Origin of the sequence: Mycolicibacterium peregrinum, assembly GCF_001665625.1 — a bacterium.
In the GTDB taxonomy this organism is placed as follows: Bacteria; Actinomycetota; Actinomycetes; order Mycobacteriales; family Mycobacteriaceae; genus Mycobacterium; species Mycobacterium peregrinum_B.
The window spans coordinates 1-16,274 of record NZ_LZSY01000095.1 but is presented as its reverse complement, the minus strand read 5'-3'; the positions used below and the strand labels follow the sequence as shown (position 1 = coordinate 16,274).

General features: G+C 66.7%; 18 protein-coding genes. 10 read left to right on the top strand and 8 right to left on the bottom strand.

The window, feature by feature from the left end; all coding sequences use genetic code 11:
• Nucleotides 1-37: 37 nt before the first annotated feature.
• Together A5779_RS13635 and A5779_RS13630 are read left to right on the top strand one after the other, a co-directional pair.
• Nucleotides 38-1,216, top strand: a complete 1,179-nt coding sequence (locus tag A5779_RS13635) for an MFS transporter (protein WP_207549075.1) — start codon at nt 38-40, stop codon at nt 1,214-1,216.
• A 35-nt stretch (nt 1,217-1,251) separates the two neighbouring features.
• A complete protein-coding gene (locus tag A5779_RS13630; RefSeq protein WP_064882696.1) occupies nt 1,252-2,577 on the top strand; it encodes an acyltransferase family protein in 1,326 nt (441 codons plus the stop codon).
• A 79-nt stretch (nt 2,578-2,656) separates the two neighbouring features.
• On the opposite strand, the gene A5779_RS33530 is transcribed toward A5779_RS13630, so the two are convergent.
• Together A5779_RS33530 and A5779_RS13625 are read right to left on the bottom strand one after the other, a co-directional pair.
• Nucleotides 2,657-2,827 carry a DUF5302 domain-containing protein gene (locus A5779_RS33530; RefSeq protein WP_110777269.1) on the bottom strand — a complete coding sequence of 57 codons (171 nt, stop codon included), beginning with the start codon at nt 2,825-2,827 and terminating at the stop codon, nt 2,657-2,659.
• Between the two features lie 42 nt (nt 2,828-2,869).
• Nucleotides 2,870-3,313 carry a PPOX class F420-dependent oxidoreductase gene (locus A5779_RS13625; RefSeq protein WP_064882694.1) on the bottom strand — a complete coding sequence of 148 codons (444 nt, stop codon included), beginning with the start codon at nt 3,311-3,313 and terminating at the stop codon, nt 2,870-2,872.
• Nucleotides 3,314-3,344: 31 nt separating this feature from the next.
• Between A5779_RS13625 and A5779_RS13620 the strand changes: the two genes are divergently transcribed.
• Genes A5779_RS13620 through A5779_RS13610 form a run of 3 tightly spaced genes read left to right on the top strand, consistent with a single transcriptional unit; the run spans nt 3,345 to nt 5,721 of the window.
• On the top strand, nt 3,345-4,175 hold the full coding sequence (locus tag A5779_RS13620) for a class I SAM-dependent methyltransferase (RefSeq protein WP_064882692.1): 831 nt from the start codon (nt 3,345-3,347) through the stop codon (nt 4,173-4,175).
• Nucleotides 4,176-4,201: 26 nt separating this feature from the next.
• Nucleotides 4,202-5,188 (top strand): alpha/beta hydrolase family protein, encoded by a 987-nt coding sequence (locus tag A5779_RS13615; RefSeq protein ID WP_413784916.1) that lies wholly within the window; start codon nt 4,202-4,204, stop codon nt 5,186-5,188.
• A gap of 17 nt (nt 5,189-5,205) precedes the next feature.
• Nucleotides 5,206-5,721, top strand: coding sequence for a DUF1697 domain-containing protein (locus tag A5779_RS13610; protein WP_064882690.1), 516 nt, complete (start codon nt 5,206-5,208; stop codon nt 5,719-5,721).
• Nucleotides 5,722-5,725: 4 nt separating this feature from the next.
• Here the strand turns inward: A5779_RS13610 and otnI are convergent, their stop codons facing one another.
• Nucleotides 5,726-6,511, bottom strand: coding sequence for a 2-oxo-tetronate isomerase (gene otnI, locus A5779_RS13605; protein ID WP_064882734.1), 786 nt, complete (start codon nt 6,509-6,511; stop codon nt 5,726-5,728).
• 103 nt (nt 6,512-6,614) lie between these two features.
• Here otnI and A5779_RS13600 point away from each other — a divergent pair, with 103 nt between their 5' ends.
• Nucleotides 6,615-7,448 carry a class I SAM-dependent methyltransferase gene (locus A5779_RS13600; RefSeq protein WP_064882688.1) on the top strand — a complete coding sequence of 278 codons (834 nt, stop codon included), beginning with the start codon at nt 6,615-6,617 and terminating at the stop codon, nt 7,446-7,448.
• 9 nt (nt 7,449-7,457) lie between these two features.
• Here the strand turns inward: A5779_RS13600 and A5779_RS13595 are convergent, their stop codons facing one another.
• Nucleotides 7,458-8,936, bottom strand: coding sequence for a flavin-containing monooxygenase (locus tag A5779_RS13595; protein WP_064882686.1), 1,479 nt, complete (start codon nt 8,934-8,936; stop codon nt 7,458-7,460).
• A 100-nt stretch (nt 8,937-9,036) separates the two neighbouring features.
• Here A5779_RS13595 and A5779_RS13590 point away from each other — a divergent pair, with 100 nt between their 5' ends.
• The gene (locus A5779_RS13590; protein WP_064882732.1) at nt 9,037-10,266 is read left to right on the top strand and encodes an Rv1453 family transcriptional regulator; all 1,230 of its coding nucleotides are present in this window, start codon (nt 9,037-9,039) and stop codon (nt 10,264-10,266) included.
• Nucleotides 10,267-10,277: 11 nt separating this feature from the next.
• On the opposite strand, the gene A5779_RS13585 is transcribed toward A5779_RS13590, so the two are convergent.
• Nucleotides 10,278-10,643, bottom strand: a complete 366-nt coding sequence (locus A5779_RS13585; protein ID WP_064882684.1) for an Rv1152 family transcriptional regulator — start codon at nt 10,641-10,643, stop codon at nt 10,278-10,280.
• Between the two features lie 37 nt (nt 10,644-10,680).
• Between A5779_RS13585 and A5779_RS13580 the strand changes: the two genes are divergently transcribed.
• A complete protein-coding gene (locus A5779_RS13580; protein ID WP_064882681.1) occupies nt 10,681-11,409 on the top strand; it encodes an NAD-dependent deacylase in 729 nt (242 codons plus the stop codon).
• Here the strand turns inward: A5779_RS13580 and A5779_RS13575 are convergent.
• From A5779_RS13575 to A5779_RS13565, 3 genes are read right to left on the bottom strand one after another with little or no spacing between them, the layout of a single operon-like run.
• Nucleotides 11,406-12,041: a class I SAM-dependent methyltransferase gene (locus A5779_RS13575; RefSeq protein WP_064882679.1), complete on the bottom strand. Its 636-nt coding sequence runs from the start codon at nt 12,039-12,041 to the stop codon at nt 11,406-11,408. The genes A5779_RS13580 and A5779_RS13575 overlap by 4 nt on opposite strands.
• Nucleotides 12,042-12,046: 5 nt before the next feature.
• Nucleotides 12,047-12,751 (bottom strand): TetR/AcrR family transcriptional regulator, encoded by a 705-nt coding sequence (locus tag A5779_RS13570; RefSeq protein WP_064882730.1) that lies wholly within the window; start codon nt 12,749-12,751, stop codon nt 12,047-12,049.
• Between the two features lie 7 nt (nt 12,752-12,758).
• On the bottom strand, nt 12,759-15,062 hold the full coding sequence (locus A5779_RS13565) for an MMPL family transporter (RefSeq protein ID WP_064882678.1): 2,304 nt from the start codon (nt 15,060-15,062) through the stop codon (nt 12,759-12,761).
• Between the two features lie 154 nt (nt 15,063-15,216).
• Between A5779_RS13565 and A5779_RS13560 the strand changes: the two genes are divergently transcribed.
• Nucleotides 15,217-15,753 carry a DoxX family protein gene (locus A5779_RS13560; RefSeq protein WP_064882675.1) on the top strand — a complete coding sequence of 179 codons (537 nt, stop codon included), beginning with the start codon at nt 15,217-15,219 and terminating at the stop codon, nt 15,751-15,753.
• A gap of 245 nt (nt 15,754-15,998) precedes the next feature.
• Nucleotides 15,999-16,130, top strand: coding sequence for a hypothetical protein (locus A5779_RS34800; protein ID WP_088305117.1), 132 nt, complete (start codon nt 15,999-16,001; stop codon nt 16,128-16,130).
• Nucleotides 16,131-16,274: the final 144 nt, after the last annotated feature.

Sequence of the window (16,274 nt, the reverse complement as noted above, 5' to 3'; positions counted from 1 at the left end):
CGGAATAACAGGTTGGGCGGCGCCGCTACCATTCAGCGTGCGCCGCCTCTCCTTTCCTCTCCTCGCGTACGCGTTCGCCGCGATCATGGTGGGCACGACGCTGCCCACCCCGATGTACGCGCTGTACGCCGACCGCATGCATTTCGCGGTGCTGACCACGACGGTCATCTATGCCACCTACGCCGGCGGTGTGTTGTTCGCGCTGCTCGTGTTCGGCCGCTGGTCGGATGCCATGGGCCGGCGGCCCATGCTGCTGGCCGGCGTGGCGGCGGCCCTGGTCAGCGCCGTGGTGTTCCTGTATGCCGATTCGGTGCCACTGCTGCTGATCGGTCGGGTCCTGTCCGGTCTGTCGGCGGGTCTCTTCACCGGAACGGCCACGGCGGCCGTCATCGAGGCCGCCCCGCAGGCCTGGAAATCCAGGGCCGCGGCGGTGGCGACAGTGGCCAACATCGGCGGCTTGGGCGCCGGCCCGCTGCTGGCCGGTCTCCTGGTGCAGTACGCAGCCCAACCCCTTCTGCTGCCGTTCCTGATTCACATCGGCCTCGCTGTGCTGGCCGGGATCGCGGTGTTGGTTGTGCCGGAGACGTCGGCGCGCACCGGGAGGATCGGGTTGCAGCGGCTTTCCGTGCCCACCGAGGTGCGGACCGTCTTCGTCATCGCCGCACTCGCCGCGTTCGCCGGATTCGCGGTGACCGGACTGTTCACCGCGGTCGCGCCGTCATTCCTGTCGAACGTCATCGGCATCGGCAACCACGCGGTGGCGGGCGCGATCGCCTGCTCGATCTTCGCGGCCTCGGCCCTGACCCAGGTGGCAGCGAATCGAACGGCCGCCGAGCGGGCGGTGGCGGTCGGCTGCGGACTGCTGATCGTGGGCATGATGATTCTGACTGCGGCACTGTATTTTTCCTCGCTGCCCGGCCTGATCGCAGCCGCAGTGGTATCCGGCATCGGCCAGGGCATGAGCTTCAGCCGGGGCCTGGCCGCGGTCGTCGAGCGGGCCCCGGCCCAGCGTCGCGCCGAGGTCAGCTCCACCTACTTCGTCGTCGCCTATGTCGCCATCTCGCTTCCGGTGATCGGCGAGGGCCTGGCCGCTCAATCACTGGGCCTGCGGACCGCCGGCATCACTTTCGCGATCACGGTCGCGGTGCTGGCCGCGGTCTGTCTGACCGCGATCCTGTTCGCGGAGGCCAGAGCGAAGTTGAGTGCTTCTACCTAGGGACTACGCAGCCGTGGGGCCATAGCGTTCTAGCCATGACCGTTGCTGCTGACACAGCTGCCAAGAATGCCCCCGCGAAAGCCGGGCTGTTCCCCTCGCCCGCCGAGGTCGAGGCGCAGACCCCACCCGACCGGGACCGCGCCATCGACGTCATCCGGATCGTGTCCCTGGTCGGTGTGGTGTTCGGCCACACGATCATGGCGACCAGCACGATCCGTGACGACGTGTTCATCTGGAGCAACCTGCTCACCGCGTCCGTCGTGTTTCAGGCGCTGACCTGGGTGTTCCAGATCATGCCGTTGTTCTTCTTCGCCGGCGTGGCCGCTTCGGTGCAGTCCTGGAAGCCGGGCTCCTCGTGGGGCGGGTGGCTGCTGCGACGCTGCACCCGGCTGTACCGGCCGGTGTTCTACTACCTGGCTTTCTGGACCGCGGGCCTGGCGGTGTTGCGGTTCGTGCTCCCCGAGCACGTCTACGAGCCCATCGCCGGGATCTCCATACAGCTGCTGTGGTTCCTGGGCGCTTATGTCCTGGTGCTGGCGGCGGTGCCGCTGCTGGCCCGTATCACCACCACCGGGCAGATGGCCGGCGCGATCATCGGCACATATGCGTTCATCGCCGTGATCGACATGGTCCGGATAAACATGGACGGCTACGCCACACTCGGCTACCTCAACACCGTGGTGTGGTTGATCCCCGGAGTGTTCGGTGTGGCCTACCGTCGCCACCTGCTGTCCAGCAGTGCCGCGCTGAAGATCGGGATCGGCATGCTCGGGGTGAACCTGGCATTGCTGTACTTCGGCCCCTACGAGCTGAGCCTGGTCGGCATCGAGACCCAGCACCTGAAGAACATGACGCCGCCGTCGCTGCTGCTGGCCGGCCACGCAATCATGATGTGCGCGTTCGCGATTGCCGCCGCCCCCGCCATCAACCGGTGGGCCCGGCGGCCGCGGGTGTGGTGGCTGACCGCGATCGGCAACTCCGGTGCGATGACGCTGTACCTGTGGCACATGCCGCTGCTGCTGGGCCTGCACCTGGTGTTCGACTACCTTGGGCTCGACCGCATCGACCCGTCTGCCCCCGGCTTCATCGCGCTGTCAGTGCTGCAGTTGGCCGTGATGGCCGGACTGGTCGCGGTCGCCTTCGTCGCGCTGCGACCGCTGGAGAACTCGCCGCTGCCACTGTGGGACGGTGGCGCGGTGGCCGACACCGGCATCCGCAGCGCCACGGTAGGACTGCTGCTGTGCCTGGCCGGTGCGGCGACACTGACCTCGGTCGCTTGGGGCCTGAAGGATCAGGGCGTGTACTGCGTGGCGGTCATGTTGGCCGCCCTCGTGGCGGCCCGGGCGCTGGCCCGCGACTAACACGTCGAGTGTGCGTACAGATCGCGAATTTCCACGGAATAGCGATCTGTACGCACACTCGGCGTTGACGAACCTGTATCTACCCGCTCTTGCGGCGGAATTCCCGCCGGTTCTCGACCGGGCCATGTGCCCGCGATTTGTCACGCCCGCCGTCCTTGTGCGCAGCGCCCCCAGACGACTGCGCCTTCTTGCGCTCCAGGGCCTCCCGGAATTTGCGCTTGTTGTCGTCTTCCGGTGTGTCGTCAGCCATACGCCGCAGCGTAGTCCGACTCCGAGTCCATAGTCACGCGTATTACCGACGGCCCGGCGGCATCCCGTACACGTGCGTGATCGGCAGGGTCAGCAACACGCGGCGATCGTCGACCATGGCGCGCCGGTAATCGTCCCAGTCGGGATGCTCTCCGGCGATGTTGCGGTACAAGGCAATCAGCCCCTCGACCGTATCGTCGTCGGGCGCGGCGGCGGGTGGGGTGAGGATCGCGTCGCCCTCGGCAACCGCATACGACCAGCCGTCGTCGGAGCTGACATGGACGGATGCCCGGGGATCCCGCCGCAGATTGCGGGTCTTGGCCCGCGGCTCGGTGATGGACACCTGGATCTGCACTGCCCGCGGGTCGAAGTAGTAGGAGACATTCGACAGTTGCGGACGACCGTCCTGCTTGATCGTCGCGAGAACTCCCATCGAGTTGCCGCCGATCAAGGCCAAAAGCTTGTCGTCGAAAACCTGGCGCCCCATGTGACGAGCGTACGTCTTTACCATCGGTTCGATGAGCGTGATTGACGGCAACACCCTCGACGGCGTCTCGGCGACGTCGCTGTGGACCCTGAGCAACCGTGGTCTCGAGGCCAGACGTTCCGACGGCGTGATCCGCGACCCGTGGGCCGTGGCCCTTCGTGACTCCATCGACTACGACTACCGCAAGTTCGGCAGGCCCACCCAAGCCCATGCGCTGCGGGCCCACACCTTCGACGTCGAGACCCGCGACTACCTCTCGTCGCATCCGAAGGCCGCGGTGGTGGCATTGGCCGAGGGGCTGCAGACCAGCTTCTGGCGCCTCGATCAGGCCGGGGTGGCTGACGAATTGACCTGGTATTCAGTCGATCTACCGCCTGTGGTCGCGATCCGGGACAAACTATTGCCTCATGACGACCGCATCGTCGCCCTGGCCCAGTCGGCACTCGACCGCAGTTGGATGGACCACGTCGACGCCACCAACGGTGTGTTCATCACCGCCGAGGGACTTCTGATGTACCTGGAACCCGACGACGTGCGCAGCCTGATCGCCGACTGCGCGGCACGGTTCCCCGGGGGGCGGATGGTGTTCGACTCGATCCCGCACTGGGCGAGCCGGCGCACCATCAAGGGTCTGCACCTGTCCGACCGCTACATCGCGCCGCCGATGCCGTTCGCGCTGACCGCCGAAGAGGGCCTGGCCATGGCTGGGACGGGACCGGGAGCCATCGCCGGGGTGAGGTCGGCTCGGGACGTGCCCATGCAGGCCGGGCGCGGCCTGTTCAAGCTGGCGGCCGAGCCGTGGCTGGACCGGATCGGCGCGATCCACCGCATCAGACCGTCCATCACGGCACTGGACTTCTGACCCGAGGGATCGAGAAAGAGACGACTGTGCTGATTCCAGGACTGCATCGCCGGCGGTACCGGCGGGCGCTGATCGCGCTCACCGCTTTGCTCGTCGTCGGTGTCACGCCGTCCTGCACGACTGTGGCGAAAACGGAAAAGAGGTCCGCTGCGGTCGCGGTGGTTCCCGAGGCCCTCACCCTGCACGACGTGACTGTCACCCGCGTCCACTACCGGTCCGACGCCCGGCCCACCGACCGGTACCCCGACCAGAACTGGGCCGATCTCTACCTGCCCGCCGGTAGGCATGCGTTCAATTCGGTCCCGCTGGTGGTGCTGATCCACGGCGGCGGGTGGCAGAGCACGATGGGCGCGGGGGTGTTCCAGGGCCTGGCCCGCGAGCTCAGTAGCCGCGGCATGGCGGTCTACAACATCGAGTACCGCAGGATGGGGTCGGGCGGTGGGTGGCCGACCACGTTCGACGACGTGGCCGGCGCCATGGACTATGTCGCCGAGGTGGCCCTGCAGTATCCGCAGCTGGCCATCGACGACGCGCTGGTCGTGGGCCACAGTGCAGGAGCCCAATTGGCAGTATGGGCCAGCACCCGCCAGGACCTGCGCGGTGACGAGGTCGGATCCCGGCCTCGGTTCCGGCCGACCAGGGTCATCTCGCTGGCCGGTCCGCTCGACATGGTCTACGCCGCCGACCACGGCGACAAACGCATCGTCGCAGTGCTCGGCGGCCGCCCGGCAGAGGTGCCGCAGCGGTACGCCTCGGTCGATCCGATCCAGAACCTCGACCCGAGCGTGCCGGTGATCGCGGTGCACGGAACCCTCGACACCGTTGTGGCACCGGCCAATTCGCAGCGCTACGTCGCAGCGCTCAAGAAGCGCGGCGGCCGGGCCAGCGTCGAACTGCTCCCGGGTGAGAATCACACGTCGATCGTGTCGACGCGATCCCCCAGCTTCCGGCGGGTGCTCCACCTCATCACCGCCACCTCGAAGGCCGAATTGGACCAACTGCCGGTGAAGTGACTGGTTAGGCTGGAGCGGTGACGGGCTACATCGCGTTCCTGCGCGGCATCAACGTGGGAGGCGTGAATCTCAAGATGGCCGACGTGGCCAAAGCCATGGAGGCAGCCGGATTCACCGAGGTCAAGACGATTCTGGCAAGCGGAAATGTCTTGCTGGACAGCACTTCCAAGGCCCCGAAGGTCCGCACCACCGCCGAGAAGGCACTGCGCGACGCCTTCGGCTACGAGGCGTGGGTGTTGGTGTACGACATCCCAACGCTGCAGAAGATCTCCGCCGGTTATCCGTTCGAGCGGGAAGTCCCCGACCACCACTCCTATGTCACGTTCGTGAGTGACGACAATCTGCTCGACGAGCTCGCGGCGCTGACCCCGGGCGACGACGAAAAGGTGCAACGCGGCGACGGGGTGCTCTATTGGCAGGTGCCCCGAGCCGCGACGCTCGACAGCGCGATCGGCAAGACCATGGGCAAGAAGCGCTACAAATCCTGCACCACCACCAGAAATCTACGGACCCTGGACAAGGTGCTGCGCTGAGCCGTCACCCGCGCGCTCTTCGCAGCCACCCCAACCCTGCGCTCGTACCGGCGGCGGGACGGTACTCACAGCCCACCCAACCGTCGTAACCGGTCTCGTCGATGACGGCGAGCAGGTAGTCGATCGCCAGTTCGCCGCTGTCGGGTTCGTGACGATCGGGAACTCCGGCGATCTGCAGGTGCCCGACGCGACCGGTCGGAATGTCCGACCGCAGCCGGACCGTCACGTCACCCTCGGTGATCTGGCAGTGATACAGGTCGAGTTGCACCTTGAGGTTCGGCGCCCCGATACCGCCCACGATGCGGTGCGCCTCGTCCTGCCGGCTCAGCAGATAGCCGGGCATGTCGCGCTGGTTGATCGGTTCGATCAGCACGTCGACGCCGAGGCCGGCGGCCTGATCGGCGGCCCAGGTGAGGTTGTCGCGGTACACCGCCAGCCGCTCCTCGCGCCCGGCACCGGTCGGGACAACGCCGGCCATCACGTGCACCCGTGGGCAATTCAGCGCCTCGGCGTAGCCCAGTGCGCGGACGAATCCATCCCTGAACTCGGCCTCGCGGCCGGGCAGGGAGGCGGTGCCGCGTTCCCCCGCCGTGAAATCGCCGGGAGGAGCGTTGAACAACGCCTGCTCCAGACCGCAGGCATCGAGGCGACCGCGCAGCTGCTCGGCCGGGTACTCGTACGGGAAGAGGAATTCCACCGCGGTGAACCCGTCGGCCGCCGCGGCGGCGAACCGGTCGAGGAAGGCGTGTTCGGGGTACATCATGGAGAGATTGGCCGCGAAGCGTGGCACGGCGGACTCCTTCCAGCTGAACCGAATCACCCTTTGAGAGCATCTTTGCGCGTGCGATCGACGAGGTTGGCACCGGCCGGCGGAACGCGGGTACATTCGCGCCATGACGGGTGGCTCAGAGAAGGTCAGTGGCAGTGCGCTCACCGGTGTCTCCGAGACGGCACTGCTTACCCTGCAGGTGCGCGCGCACGAGGCACGCCGCCCGGACGGTCTGATCGACGATCCGGTGGCGGTGCAACTGGTCGACTCGATCGATTTTGATTTCGCCAAGTTCGGCTACACCCGCCGCCAGGACATGGCCCTGCGCTCACTGCTGTTCGACCGGATCACCGGCGACTATCTTCGCGAGCATCCGAAGGCCACCGTGGTGGCGTTGGCCGAGGGGCTGCAGACCAGCTTCTACCGCCTGGACGCCGCCGGCGTGGGACATGAGTTCCGCTGGCTGTCAGTCGATTTGGAGCCGATGATCGAGCTCCGCAACAAGCTGCTGCCCAAGCCCGACCGCGTCACGCAGCGCGCCCAGTCGGCACTGGACTTCAGCTGGATGGACCACGTCGACACCGATCACGGCGTGTTCATCACCGCCGAGGGCCTCCTGATGTATCTGCAGCCAGAGGAGTCCATGTCACTGATCCGTGCCTGCGCGCAGCGCTTTCCGGGCGGACAGATGATGTTCGACCTGCCTCCGGCGTTCTTCGCGTTTCTCACCCGCAAAGGGATGCCGACCTCGATGCGCTATCGGGTGCCGCCCATGCCGTTCAGCCTGTCCCCGGGCGAGCTCGCCGATCTGGTCAACACCGTCCCCGGAGTACGGGCGGTGCGCGATCTGCCGATGCCACCCGGCCGCGGCGCGATCTTCAACGCCCTGTTGCGGACCTACCACCTGCCGATCTTCGACCCCGTCCGCCCGGTGGTAGGTCTGCTGGAGTTCGGCTAGTCCGCCGAACTAGACGGCCACCAAGGACTTTTCGAACCTGAGGTGAGGGTCCTCGACGGGTCCGTTGCGCAACGTCTCGGCATCCAACGTGTAGTTCATGGTCATCTGCCACGGTCCGTCGACCCCCTGGCGGGGAATCTCGTCGATGGCACGCTGCACGTACCCGGCCCCGAAATCCAGGAGGGGGCGGGTCTGACCGCCGGCGAACTCCGGCCGGACGACGTCGAAACCGTTGTCGTCCATGTGCTTCAACAACCGGCAGAAGTGCTCGCAGAGCAACCCGACCTTGAGCGTCCATGACGAGTTGGTGTAGCCGAAGGCGAAGGCGAAGTTCGGCACGCCCGAGAGCATGATGCCCTTGTAGGCGACCGTGTCGGCGAGGTCCACCGGTGCGCCATCGACGGTCAGCGACATCCCGCCGAACAGCTGGATGTTGAGACCCGTTGCGGTGACGATGATGTCGGCGTCAAGCTCACGGCCGGACTCCAGCAGGATTCCGTTCTCGGTGAACGTCGCGATGCGGTCGGTGACCACCGAGGCGCTGCCGTTGCTGATGGCCTCGAAAAGGTCGCCGTCGGGTACGGCGCACAACCGCTGGTCCCACGGGTTGTAGTGGGGCGCGAAGTGCTCGTCGACGGGGTAGCCCTTGGGCAGCTTGGCGGCGTTGACCTTCTGGATCAGCCACCGGGCGGCCGTCGGGTACTTCTGGCACAGCACGTAGACGGAGCGCTGCTTGATGATGTTCTTGCGCCGGGCCGCGGCATACCCGAGGCGGTCACCCAGCAGCCGCCTGGCGGTGTTGGCGAAGGCGTCCTTGGCCGGGACGGGAAGCACGTAGGTGGGTGAGCGCTGCAGCATCGTGACGTGCCCGGCGGTCGGCGCCATCGACGGCACCAGCGTCACCGCGGTGGCACCGCTGCCGATCACGACGACCTTCTTGCCGGTGTAGTCGAGATCCTCCGGCCAGTGCTGCGGATGCACGATACGTCCGGTGAACTGGTCCTGACCTTCGAAGGTCGGGGTGTAGCCCTGGTCGTAGCGGTAGTACCCGCCACCGCAGAACACCCAGTTCGCCGAGATCTGCACGAGTTCGGGATCCGCGTCGTCACTGCCGGTCCGCTCGATGTCCACGGTCCAGGCGGCAGTCGCGGAGTCCCAGGCCGCGCCGAGCACCTTGTGGTGCAACCGGATGTGGCGGTCGATGCCGTTCTCCGACACCGTCTCGCGCAGGTAGGCCAGGATCTTGTCGGCGGTCGCGATGGCGTGCTCGTCGCGCCACGGTTTGAATTCGTACCCGAAGGTGTGCAGGTCTGAGTCCGACCGAATGCCCGGGTAACGGAACAGGTCCCACGTGCCGCCGGTAGCGCCACGGGCCTCCAGGATCGTGTAGCTGCGGCCCGGGTGTTCGCGCTGCAGGTAGTAGGCGGCACCGATGCCGGAGATTCCGGCGCCGATGATGAGTACGTCGACGTGTTCGGTGTGGTTCATGTCTCAATGGTTGCGGTCAGCCGACCGTCGCCCAAGGTTGGAAGTTCCAAATTTACGGTATCCGATGGTGCAGTTTGCACCACAGATCTACGCTGGGGTGATGGCGTGGAAGCCACCGTCACCTCGGGCGCAGGACCTGATCCGGCAATGCGCACAGATAGTGCTCAACCCCCGCCAGGAATGGCTCGACGAATTCGATGCCGCAGTGTTGGCCGCCAGCCCGGCAATCGCGTCCGACCCCGAGCTCGCCGGCGCGGTCGTCCGCAGTAACCACGCCAACCTGTTCTTCTGGGGCACGGCGAATGTGCGCGATCCAGGTGCTCCGGTGCCGCCGAATACCGGTCCGGAGCCACTCAGCATCGCGCGGGAACTGGTGCGCCGCGGCGTCAGCGAGTTCCCCCTGGATGCGTATCGGGTCGGCGAGGGTGTGGCGTGGCGCCGGCTCATGGAGATCGCCTTCGAGCTCACGTCCGACCCCGGCGAACTACACGAGATGCTCGACGTGTGCTCGCAGTCCATCAGTGCGTTCGTCGACGCCACGCTGGCCGGGATCGCTGCCCAGATCGACCTGGAACGCGATGACCTGACCCGCGGCACCCATGCCGAACGGCGCGAGACCGTCGCGCTCCTGCTGGAGGGCGCCCCGATCCCCCGGCAGCGCGCCGAGGCGCGCCTGGGCCACGCGCTCACCGGAACGCACACCGCGGCGGTGATCTGGAGCGAGGACCCGGCGGGCGACCTGTCCGGATTGGACCGGGCCGCCGAGGCATTCGGCCAGGACTGCGGCGATCCGCGGCCGTTGAGCGTGCTGGCCAGCACCGCCACCCGCTGGGTGTGGGCCGCAGGTGGCGCCGATGTTCAGCACGGCTTCCAGGCACTCACCCGCGTCGCCGCAGAGTTGGACGGCGTCCGGATCGCCATCGGCCCGCCGTCCGACGGTCTGGATGGGTTCCGGCGCAGCCACTTCGACGCGATCACCACACAGCAGATGATGGCCCGGCTGCACTCCACACAGCAGATCGCAAAGTTCGCCGACGTCGAACTCGTCGCACTGGTCACCGCCGACCCCGATCGTGCCGCCGAGTTCGTCAGCCGCAATCTCGGCGATCTTGAGACCGCCGACCCTGAATTACAGGAAACGGTAAGGGTATTCGTCGACGAACAGTGCAACGCCTCACGCGCCGCGGCACGGTTGTACCTCCACCGCAACACGCTGCTGCGACGACTGGCTCGCGCCGACCAGCTCCTGCCCCGCCCGCTCGCCGAAAACAGTGTCGCGGTAGCCGTCGCCCTGGATGTGCACCGCTGGCACGGCATCCGGACCGGCTGAGCCAGCCCGGATCAGTCGAACGCGCTGTCCAGATAACGCAGGGCGTCGGCCTTGCCGATCCCCAGCGCATGGGCGGCCTCGGCGAACGAATGCGCGGCGGCGGCCATCGCGGCATCGGCCGGATCGGCCCGTGCGACGAAGGTGCCGTACCGCCCCCGGGTCTCCAACACCCCCGCCGACTCCAACTCGCGATAGGCCCTGGCCACGGTGTTCACCGCAAGCCCGACCTTCGCCGCCAGCTCACGCACCGTCGGCAACCGGGTACCCGGCGTCAGGCGCCCCTGCCGGATGCCCTCGATAATCTGGATCCGGAGTTGATCGAACAGCGGCTTTTCCGCGCTCGAATCAATCAGAACCCAATCCCCCAACTCAACCACGTGCTCAAGTATCACCCAAACCGACTACGTTGGTGATGTGCAAGTGACTGTCCTCAGTGGTGCCGGAATCTCGGCGGAGAGCGGTGTACCTACGTTCCGCGACGTCGAAACGGGCCTGTGGGCAAAGGTGGACCCCTACGAGATCTCCAGCATCGAAGGCTGGCAGCGGCACCCGGAGAAAGTCTGGGCCTGGTATCTGTGGCGCCACTACATGATGTCCCACGTGCAGCCCAACGACGGACATCGGGCCGTGGCCGCCTGGCAGGACTTCGCCGACGTCCACGTCATCACCCAGAACGTCGACAACCTGCACGAGCGCGCCGGCAGTACGAACGTCTACCACCTACACGGCAACTTGTTCGAGTTCCGTTGCGACGCATGTGGTTCGAAGTTCGAGGGCGAGCTGCCCGAGATGCCTGAGCCGGTCGAGACGATCGAACCTCCGGTTTGCCCGTGCGGCGGCCTGATCCGGCCGAGCGTCGTGTGGTTCGGCGAGCCGCTGCCCGACGATGCCTGGCAACGGTCAGTACTGGCCGTCAGCAACGCCGATGTGGTGATCGTGGTGGGCACCAGCTCGATCGTCTATCCCGCGGCGGGGCTGGCCGAAGCCGCCGTCGCCGCAGGCACCGTGGTGGTCGAGGTCAATCCGGAACGCACCCCGCTGTCGGACAGCGCGACGCTCTCACTCCGCGAGACCGCGGGCGGCTCCCTGCCGAATCTGCTGCAGCGGTTGCCGACGCTCCTCGGTACTCGCGACGCCGGCTAGGCCGGCCTGACCGCACGCCCGATCGCGAACTCCGTCACCGGCAGCGGCACCCAGGCCGGCATCGCCATCTCACGGTGCGCAGTCTCAACCTGGAATCCACTGTCGGCGATCGCCTGCTCGGTGTGCCGGTGGGTGTGGCAGTTGCCGAACAACCGCGGCCACACGGTGGCATCGGCCACGCGCTGCATTCCGGCCCGCCAGCCGAGACCGGCGACATGCTCCAGGTACCGCAGTTCGCCACCTGGCCGGACAATCGAAAACAACTGGCGCAGCACCGTATCGGGTTGATCGATCGAGCACAGCACCAGTGAGCAGACCACCGCGTCGAACGGCTCTGCGCTGCTGAACTTCTCGGCGGTGTCGCTGGTGACGGTCACTGGCACCGGGGCCCGCGTCGCCGCGCTGCGGGCCACTTCGGCAAGGTGACGTTCGGGCTCGATGGCGACCACCTCGGTCACCGTCGACGGATAGAAGGCAAAGTTCGTCCCGGTACCTGCACCGATCTCCAGCACCCGGCCGCTGAGTCCGGCGAGGTTGTCACCGCGCAGCCGGCGCAGTGCCTTGGGCTCCGAACTCGACAGCGTCTTCCACACCCGGGCGAAGAACGGATTGTCGACGGTCTTGTCAGTCACGGCTTCTACCCTTCGTCGGCGCCTTGGTCGGCGGGTTCACTGGCCAAGCCCTGCAACCGTGCGATTGCTTCGGCAGGTGCGAGGTCGGTTCCGATGATCCCCGAGACGATCTGGCCGGTGGACACCGCACGTAGCACGCGGTCGGTGAACTCCTCGACATCTCCCCACGGCAGATACGGCTTGGAGATCAGGATCGCGGCAACCCCGTGCGCCGCGGTCCACAGTTCCAACGCCAGCATCGTGGGGTCGCCGGGCGGATACACGCCCTCGGCGATCAGCGCCTCCATGGCAGCGCGCATGTGTTGGAACGCAGAGCTGTTGAGTGCGACGTCGACGTCACTGCCGGGCCTGCCCTCACCCATGGTCGCCAGGCGGTACAACTCGGGTGTGCGTCGCGCGAAGTTCACGTAGGCGTGTCCCTGCGCACGCAACACCTCGATGGTCGAGTCGTGGTCGGCGGCGGCGCGCTGCATCTCCTCGTCGAGTTTCTCGAAATACCGCGAACACACTGCATCCAGCAGCGCGTCCTTGTCCTCGAAGTGCAGGTAGATCGACGGCGGTGTGACCCCGACCTGCTGAGCGACCGACCGGATCGAGACGGCCTTGGCATGACCGGTTTCCAGCAGTAGTTCGGTTGTGGCGTCGAGGATCTCATCGCGCAGCAGCTCCCCGGAGCCACGAGGGGCGCGGCGCCGCTTGCGCGATTGCATGACCACGCTAACCAGCGTCCTTCACGCAGGCATCGGCCGGCTCACGCTTGTCCCGGTCCGTGGGAGCATCGCCGGCTCCGATGGCGTCCGACTCGGCCGGTCCCGACTCACTGATCCCGATTCGCTTGTGCAGCCGAGCCAACGGTGCGGGCGCCCACCAGTTCCACTGTCCCATCAGGTGCATGAAGGCCGGCACCAACAACATGCGCACCAAGGTGGCGTCGACGAGTACCGCGATGGTCAGGCCGAGGCCGAACATCCGCATGAAGGCGACCTGAGCGGCGATCAGCGCCGCGAACGAGATCGACATCAGCAGTGCCGCTGCCGTTACCACCCGGCCGGTGCGGGCCAGCCCGAGCGCGACGCTCTCGTCGTTATCCTCTCGGGTCTGGCCGGATTCGAGCCAGTATTCGCGGATGCGCGAGACCAGGAACACCTCGTAGTCCATCGACAACCCGAATGCGATGCAGAACAACAACACCGGCAGGTTGGCCACCAAGGTGCCCGTCGATGTCGTCCCGAGCGCGCCCAGGTGTCCGTCCTGGAAGATCCACACCAACGCACCGAACGCCGCCGACAGCGACAACACGTTGAGCACCAACGCTTTCAACGGCAGCACCACGCTGCCGGTGAGCAGGAACAACAACACGAAAGTGATCGCGGCGATGATGCCCAGCACCAGCGGCAACCGGGAGGTGATCGCGTGTGAGCTGTCCCGGTTGACCTGCGCGAGCCCGGTGAACTGCACCTCGGCCGGCGCAGGCACGGCGTGCAACGCGTCGAGCTGGGCCTCAGAGGCGTCGCTGAACAGCGGGACATGGCTGCCGACGGTGAGATAGGCACTGCCGTCGGCTATTCCGGTTCCCGACGTCGGCGGCCCGACCCGGCGCCCGTCGACGAAGGTGCCCCCGGGCGCGGACACGGAGACCCCGTCGGCGGCGCGGGACAGATCGCCGGCATAGCGGTCGAGTTCGGCGGGTGCCAGCCGGGTCACGTCGGGCAGCACCACGGTGACGGCGGTCGACGAGTCGACGGCGAAGTCGTTGCGCAGTTCGTCGCCGAGTTGACGGGACGACGCCGACGATGGCAGCACCCGGTCGTCGGGGAATCCCCATTTGATGCCGAGGAACGGGGCGCCCAGCATGAGCAGCAGCGCGATCACGGCGAGCCCGACCGGAACCGACCGGCGCATGACGCGCTTGGTCATGCGGTACCAGAACGTCTGCTCCACGGGCTTACGCACGGGCTCCGGCCGGCCCAGGACGCGGCGGATGAACCGGCGCACGTCGTAGGCGTCCAGGCGGTCACCCAACAGCGCGATGGCGGCCGGGGCCACCACAATGGCCGCGAATGCCGCGAGCGCCACCACCGCGATGCCCGCGTACGCGAAGGACTTGAGGAAGTACATCGGGAACAGCACCATCGCCACCATCGACAACGCCACCGTCATCGCCGAGAACAGCACCGTGCGTCCGGCCGTCACCATGGTGCGCACCAACGCCCGGTCCGGGTCGACGCCCTCGGCGAGTTCGTCGCGGTAGCGGCTGACGATCAGCAGGGTGTAATCGATGGCCAACGCCAGGCCCATGGCGACGGTGAGGTTGAGGGCGAAGATCGAGACGTCGGTGACCATGGTGAACCCGCGCAGCACCGCCAGCGATCCCAGGATGGCGAAGCCCCCGACGGCCAGCGGCAATGCCGCGGCGAGCAATCCACCGAACACCCACACCAGCACCAGGAAGCTCAACGGGATCGCGATGGATTCCATCATCAAGAGGTCTTTTTCGCTCTGCCCGTTGATCTGGACATAGATCATCGCCTCGCCGCCGGCGCGCACGGTGACGCCGTCGCGGTCGTGCACGAGTTGATCGGTGAGCTCCTTGGCGTGTTTCTGTGCGCCGCTCTCCCCGCCGGTGATGCCGGCCAGGATCAGACCGGTCTTGCCGTCCTTACTGATGAGCGTGGCCGCCGCCGGTGCGGGCACGGTCCATGCCGAGCTGACCTCGGTCACGAATGGCGATGCTTTGAGCTGGGCGGCGATGTCCGCGCCTGCGGCTCGTGCGGCGGGGCTCTGGGCGCCGGCGTTGTCGTCGGTGACGCTGATGACCAACTGCATGTCGCCGCGGGCGAACTTGTCCGACAGCAGCTGCGTGGCCCGTGCCGATTCCGATGTCGGGTCCTGGAATCCGCCGGCTGACAGGCTCTTGGCCACCGGGATGCCGAAGATGCCTGCGGCGACCATCGCCAGTGCGGCCACGACAAGAACCCGCCGCGGTGCGGCGAGGGCCAGATGGGCGATTCGGTGCAGCACTGCGTGTCCTTCCCCCGATGAATACCGCCGTTAAGTTAACAACGGTAAGTTTCCAGCGTCAACGTGGGCCTCGCTCTACATACGGCGACCGGCACCGAAGAGTTCAACTCCCCGTACGCGATGAATTCGGCGGGTTCGGTGCGTCTAATAAGGCATGACGATCACCAGCGACCCCGGAACCACGACTACCGGCATGACCGACACCGGATTGCTCATCCTGCGCATCGCCACCGGCGCGACCATGCTGCAGGCCGGCCTGATCAAGGCATTCGACTTCGGCACCGCCGTCGAATTCATGGAATCCGCCGGTTGGCGGTTACCCGCATTCGGCGCGTTCATGGTCACGGCGGCCGAAACCCTCGGCGGCATCGGCCTGCTCCTGGGCATCCTCACCCCGTTGGCCGCCTGCGCCGTGATCGGTGCAATGGTCGACGCCTGGGCGGTGAACGTCTCGGCCGACGCCTTCTGGTCCCAGCCGTTCAACGTTCCGTTCCTGGCCGCATTCGCCGCCGTCGCGCTGCTGTTCACCGGCGCCGGCGCGTTCTCGGTCGATCACCGGGTGTTCGGCCGCTCCCGGGTGTCGGCCCGGTCATCCGTGGGTCTCGTGGTGATCGGCGTCGTCGCCGCGGTGGTGACCTGGATCGCGCTGAACCCCAGCAATCCGATCCACTTCACCAAGCCGGGTGCCTGATCACATTTTCGCGCTTGATCGCCGGCCGGTTTTCTACACCCGGGCTGCGGCCAGCGCGCCCAAGCGACCCTTGCGTAGAAATCGGCGGCAACCACCCGGCCGCCACGCCCCCGCGGCCACCGTCACAGCCACGCACGCCCGCCGGTCGGAGCTACTCGCCAGAAACCTACCCAAAAGTAGGATTGCCACCATTTTCCGAACCGTGACTCAAAGATTCCTTAATAGTGACCCATACGCTCAGTGTCATGTGGATCGACGACACCAGTGCAGATGTCATCAAGGTCGACTTCGAGGCCCTCTACCACGGCGATTTCCTCGTCGAGGGCGACACCTCGGAGCAGTTTGACGACTACCAAGAGCTGCCCACCGCAGTATGAGAAAACGCGCGCCTGAGGGCGCGCGTTTCCCATGCTGAGTTTGCCCGTAACGGGCTGCAGTCCTCGTCTCAGGCGAGGAGCTGATCAGTGGGCGCCTGGCGAACATGATCGGCGCGGACGAAGCCGAGCCGGAGAAAGAAGCAG

Bases quoted from the DNA above. Each gene is read 5' to 3' on its own strand.
- A5779_RS13590 (WP_064882732.1), top strand. From the start codon at position 9,037: ATGGCGTGGAAGCCACCGTCACCTCGGGCGCAGGACCTGATCCGGCAA.
- A5779_RS13560 (WP_064882675.1), top strand. From the start codon at position 15,217: ATGACGATCACCAGCGACCCCGGAACCACGACTACCGGCATGACCGAC.
- A5779_RS13630 (WP_064882696.1), top strand. From the start codon at position 1,252: ATGACCGTTGCTGCTGACACAGCTGCCAAGAATGCCCCCGCGAAAGCC.
- A5779_RS33530 (WP_110777269.1), bottom strand. From the start codon at position 2,827: ATGGCTGACGACACACCGGAAGACGACAACAAGCGCAAATTCCGGGAG.
- A5779_RS13570 (WP_064882730.1), bottom strand. From the start codon at position 12,751: ATGCAATCGCGCAAGCGGCGCCGCGCCCCTCGTGGCTCCGGGGAGCTG.
- A5779_RS13620 (WP_064882692.1), top strand. From the start codon at position 3,345: ATGAGCGTGATTGACGGCAACACCCTCGACGGCGTCTCGGCGACGTCG.
- A5779_RS34800 (WP_088305117.1), top strand. From the start codon at position 15,999: ATGTGGATCGACGACACCAGTGCAGATGTCATCAAGGTCGACTTCGAG.
- A5779_RS13595 (WP_064882686.1), bottom strand. From the start codon at position 8,936: ATGAACCACACCGAACACGTCGACGTACTCATCATCGGCGCCGGAATC.
- A5779_RS13600 (WP_064882688.1), top strand. From the start codon at position 6,615: ATGACGGGTGGCTCAGAGAAGGTCAGTGGCAGTGCGCTCACCGGTGTC.
- A5779_RS13625 (WP_064882694.1), bottom strand. From the start codon at position 3,313: ATGGGGCGCCAGGTTTTCGACGACAAGCTTTTGGCCTTGATCGGCGGC.